The organism is Streptomyces sp. NPDC056948, assembly GCF_042674225.1.
In the GTDB taxonomy this organism is placed as follows: domain Bacteria; phylum Actinomycetota; class Actinomycetes; order Streptomycetales; family Streptomycetaceae; genus Streptomyces; species Streptomyces purpurascens.
Map to the genome: position 1 here is coordinate 1 of NZ_JBHUQX010000585.1, position 4,468 is coordinate 4,468.

Consider the following 4,468-nt stretch of genomic DNA (forward strand, 5'->3'; position numbering starts at 1 on the left):
GCGTGGGCGTCACGGTGACGGCGGACCGGCCGCGCCTCATGGCGGAGATCACCGGCGGCGACGCCTACTACATCAACGGCAGCGCCCGCTGCTCCATCGGATTCTCCGTCACCAAGGGCGCGCAGCAGGGCTTCGCCTCGGCGGGCCACTGCGGCAAGAAGGGCGCCACGACGACCGGGTTCAACCAGGCGGAGCAGGGCGCGTTCCAGGCCTCCACGTTCCCCGGCAAGGACATGTCGTGGGTGGCCGTCAACGACCAGTGGACGACCACGGCGAACGTGAAGGTCGAGGGCGAGCAGAAGGTGCAGGTCACCGGCTCGGTGCAGGCGCTCGTCGGGGCCGCCGTCTGCCGCTCCGGCTCCACCACCGGGTGGCACTGCGGCAAGATCGAGCAGCACGACGCCAGTGTCAGCTACGCCGAGGGCAGGGTGGACGGGCTGACCCGGACGACGGTGTGCGCCGAGCCGGGCGACTCCGGCGGGCCCTATGTCGCGGGCGTCCAGGCGCAGGGCGTGACGTCCGGTGGTACGGGCGACTGCAAGAGCGGGGGCACGACGTTCTTCCAGCCGATCAATCCGCTGCTCGGCAACTTCGGGCTCACTCTGAAGACCGCCGCCGTCGAAGCCGCGGCACCGCAGGGCAACGTCGCGCAGACGTGGGCCGCCGGCCGTGTCTACGAGGCCGGTGTCACGGTGAGTCACGCCGGGGTGCGCTATCGGTGCCTGCAGACCCACCAGGCCCAGGGTGCCTGGGCGCCCACCCGCACCCCGGCCCTGTGGCAGCGGGTGTGACGAAGAGTCAGGGCCGTCCGGCGCCGGCGCGGCACGTGCCGTGGGCGCCGGGCCTGGCCCGCTACTCCTCCGTCAGCAGCGCGTACGCGGTGGCCAGGAACGGGTCGTGGGCGCGGAAGCGGCGGGTGCACACCGCGGCCAGGGCCGTGCCGGTGTCGGGGCGGAAGCCCAGGAACGCCTGCTGGCCGAGGGTCGCTCCGCTGTGGAAGTACATCGGTCCGCCGCCGGTCGGGTGACAGAACCAGGCCGTGGTGTGGACGTGCCGGTGCCCGATGCCCCGGCGGAGCACGGGGCGGCGCACCTCACGCAGGGCCGCGGTGAGCTGTGGTGATCGGCCGGTGGGGTCCAGATGGGCCTCGAGGAAGGTGAGCAGGTCGTGCGGCGTGGCCCGTACGGCACCCGCCGCCTGGAAGCCTCCGGCGTCGAAGGGGGGCACGGGTGACTGTCCGTCCTCGCCGTGCCCGAGTGCGTCGAGCCCTGAGTCGTCCGCGCGCAGGGTCGTGCCGTTCAGGCCGAGCGGGTGCAGGACCTGGCCGGTGAGCAGGTCCTGCCACGGAGCGCCGGTCGCGGCGGCGAGTGCGTGTCCGAGTACGGCGACGCCGTAGTTGGAGTAGCGCCACCGGGTGCCGGGGCGGTGGCGCGGACGGTGACGCAGGAAGGCGTCGACGACCCGGGCGGCCGGGAAGCGGCCGTAGGGGTTGGTGTGCCAGGCGGGCAGGGCCCGGAGGAGGAAGCCGGGCGGCAGGGCGGGCAGTCCGGAGGTGTGGGTGATCAGATGGGCGAGCGTCACCGGGTCGGCACCGGTCGGCCGCCCCCTGTCCAGGAAGGCGAGGGCCGGTTCACCGCCGGACAGCCGTCCGCTGTGGATCAGCCGGGCCAGCAGCAGCCCGGTGAGCGTCTTGGTGGCCGAGCCGATCTCGTACCGCAGGTCCTCTCGGGGAAGCGGCGGAGGCGGGGCGGTGCCGCCGCTCAGGACGATGCTGCGGCCGTGCCGGGAGAGGGCGAAGACGACGTCCGGCGCGTCGGCCGCGGTGACGGCGTCAGCGAGCCGCGCGCCGAGCGACCCGTCGTCCGGGGCAAGTTCCGGTGACCGGACGCGCGGGGCAGGGCGAGCGGCCGTGGGCGTGGCAGGAGGAGCGTCGCGCGGTTCGTCCTGCCGCGAGGCGTGCCGGCGGGTCCTCATGAGGCGTGGGCCAGGCGGGACAGGGAGCGGGATGTGGCCAGTACGGAGGCGTAGGCGGCGACCAGGGTCGGGTGGTAGACGATGTCGAACACCTCGTCGGGGGCGCCCTCGGGCATCGACCGCAGGGCCGGCATGGCCCCGTCGGGCTGCTGTGCGGCGGCGAAGCCCTCCCAGGCCCGTTCGTCCAGGGTGGGGCGGGGCAGGCAGGCGTCGACGACGAGCAGTTCGCCGAGCAGGTCCCAGCGCTCCAGGTCCAGCCAGTCGTCGATCCAGACGGGCAGCCAGGTCGCCAGGTAGTCGGCGGTGGCGGGCGGCAGGCCGTCCGGGTTCTCTCCCCAGTCGGTCAGGTGGAACACGTTGTGCGTGACGTCGTAGGCGATGTGCCCTTCCACCGTCCAGGGCTCGGGGGTGCGGGCCAGCCAGGTGGTGTCCCGCAGTTCGGCCTCCGGAGGGCGCGGCGGGAGGCCGAACCGGCGCTGGAACGCGGACAGTCCGAGCCGGCGGGTGGGGGTCGCCTCGAACGCCACCCAGCTGTCCAGCCGGTGGTTCAGGGCGGCTGCCCGCTCCACCTCCGGCTGGCTGTAGCCGAGTTCCTTGAAGGGCAGGTACACCTCGAACGGGATGGGGGAGATCGGCTCCGTGAGCTGCCCGCGCACCAGCATGCGGCCGCCGTCCAGCGTCTCGCGCCAGGCGTGGTCGACGAGTTGCCGGGCGAGCTGTGCCTGGCGCGATCCCGCGACCCCCTCGCGGAACAGCACCTTGCAGATCATGGCGAGTTCGCCGATGGGCTTGAAGCGCTCCAGGAAACCGACCTCCGGGTCGACGTCGGGTTCCAGCTCGAATCCGTCGCGGTGGGCCCACAGCCATTCCAGGGCGCCGGCCCCGACGTTGTGGATCAGACGGGTGTCGGTCATCCCAGCACTCCTTGTCCGCCGGGCCGGTGATGCGCACCTGCCCGGGCTCCGTCCTCGAGACGCCCTGTGGTCAGGGTTGCCGCGAAGGCGGCCATGAGGGTGGGGTGATAGTGGGAGAGGAAGTCCGGGCCGCCGTCGTGGTCCGTTCCGCCCCCTTGCTCCGGGATCGCGCCGGAGGGGTGCTGTACCGCGGCGACCCGTGCCCAGGCGTCCTCGAGGACGACGGGTTCGGGCAGCAGCGGCAGGCTCGCCGCCACGGCGAGAAGCTCGCAGCCGAGGTCCCACATCCCGGCGTCCAGACAGGTGTCGAGCCAGGGCGGCAGCCAGTCGGCCAGGTAGCCGGCCACGTCGGGGGGTACTCCCCCGGGCCCGGCGCGCCCCCAGTCGGTGAGGTGGAAGACCACGTGGGTGAGGGAGTAGCCGGAGGACTGCTCGAAGGTCCAGGGCTCGGGCAGCCCGGCCAGCCAGGTGTGCCGCAGCGCCTGCGGCATCGCGTCGGACTGCCGGATGCCGCTGCGGGTCTCGGCGTTCAGGACGCCGAGGCGCCGGGTGGGCTCCTGTTCGGTGAGCCGCCAGCCGCGGGTGCGGGCCACCGTGGCGGTGGCCGCCTCGTAGCCGGGGTGCCGCAGACCCGCCGCGGCCATGGCGGCGTACACCTCCAACGGGTAGGTGGCGAAGGGCTCCAGCCGTTGCAGGCACACGAACAGCTCACCCCGGCCGGTCTGTTGCCACGCGAAGGTCATGAGGTCGGCCGCGCACGCGTGGAGCGGATCCGGGGGCGCGGTGTGCAGGGACACGGTCGCGCACACCTGGGCCAGTTCCCCGAGCGGTTTCCAGCTCCGGTTCACCTGTCCGTCGGCGGCCAGCGCGTCCTCGCCCAGCGCGAACCGCTCGCGATGTGCGGACACCCATGCCAGCGCGTCCTCGGCCACCTGCCGTGGCCCCCGTACGTCGCTCACACGAACGCTCCCGTCCGCATCCGCCGTGCCGCCTTCACCTGCAGGGCCACGAGCGGGTCCTGACCGCCCATCAGCTCCACGAAGTCCAGGCCGTTCTCGAGGCCCAGCGTTTGCGGTACGCCGTCCAGCAGGGTCAGCCAGCGTCCGGCGCCGGCCGCCTGCCGCCAGTCCCTGCGGCGTACGGCGCGCACGAAGCCGCGGGCGACGTCGACCGGCCGGTGCACGGCGGCGCGGGCGACGGCGCTGTCCTCGCCGGGCAGGGCGAGGGCGGCCAGCACCGCGAGCTGGTGCGTCAGGAGTTGCCAGCTCGCGCCCTCGAGCCAGCCGTCCGGTTCTTCGTCCGGGCCGTCGGCGTGGCCCGGGTCGAGCCGCCGCAGTGCGCGTCGCATGGCCCAGTGGCTCCACACGACGGTGGGGGCGGCGTGGGCGCCGGGCGGGTAGGTCTCCACGGCCTTCCGGAACACGGCGAGTTCGTCGGGCGGGGGCGGGGTGTGCAGAAGGGCGCTCGGCAGCAACGCGTCGGCTCCCAGCACACGTACGGCCGCGAGGGCGAGTCCCTCCGCTTCCGGGTCGACCGCCGCGGGGGCGGCCGCACGAGCGTGGTCTCCGCTCCGAAGAGCG

Annotated in this window: 5 protein-coding genes; 1 reads left to right on the forward strand and 4 read right to left on the reverse strand. The window is 73.7% G+C overall.

What is annotated here, in order from left to right; genetic code table 11:
- A partial coding sequence (locus ACFTZL_RS41555) for a carbohydrate-binding protein (RefSeq protein WP_382594786.1) occupies nt 1-791 on the forward strand: 791 nt, incomplete at its 5' end.
- Nucleotides 792-852: 61 nt separating this feature from the next.
- On the opposite strand, the gene ACFTZL_RS41560 is transcribed toward ACFTZL_RS41555, so the two are convergent.
- The 4 genes from ACFTZL_RS41560 to ACFTZL_RS41575 form a co-directional block, all read right to left on the reverse strand.
- Nucleotides 853-1,974, reverse strand: a complete 1,122-nt coding sequence (locus ACFTZL_RS41560) for a serine hydrolase domain-containing protein (protein WP_382594789.1) — start codon at nt 1,972-1,974, stop codon at nt 853-855.
- Nucleotides 1,971-2,888 (reverse strand): DUF6895 family protein, encoded by a 918-nt coding sequence (locus ACFTZL_RS41565; RefSeq protein WP_382594792.1) that lies wholly within the window; start codon nt 2,886-2,888, stop codon nt 1,971-1,973. Before ACFTZL_RS41565 ends, ACFTZL_RS41560 begins: the two co-directional genes overlap by 4 nt.
- On the reverse strand, nt 2,885-3,847 hold the full coding sequence (locus ACFTZL_RS41570) for a DUF6895 family protein (RefSeq protein WP_382594795.1): 963 nt from the start codon (nt 3,845-3,847) through the stop codon (nt 2,885-2,887). The genes ACFTZL_RS41565 and ACFTZL_RS41570 overlap by 4 nt, the downstream gene beginning before the upstream one ends.
- On the reverse strand, nt 3,844-4,468 hold a 625-nt coding region (locus ACFTZL_RS41575; RefSeq protein ID WP_382594797.1), incomplete at its 5' end, for a hypothetical protein. The genes ACFTZL_RS41570 and ACFTZL_RS41575, both read right to left, overlap by 4 nt.

Excerpts from the sequence above, each read along its gene's own strand:
- ACFTZL_RS41560 (WP_382594789.1), bottom strand. The coding sequence starts at position 1,974 with ATGAGGACCCGCCGGCACGCCTCGCGGCAGGACGAACCGCGCGACGCT.
- ACFTZL_RS41565 (WP_382594792.1), bottom strand. The coding sequence starts at position 2,888 with ATGACCGACACCCGTCTGATCCACAACGTCGGGGCCGGCGCCCTGGAA.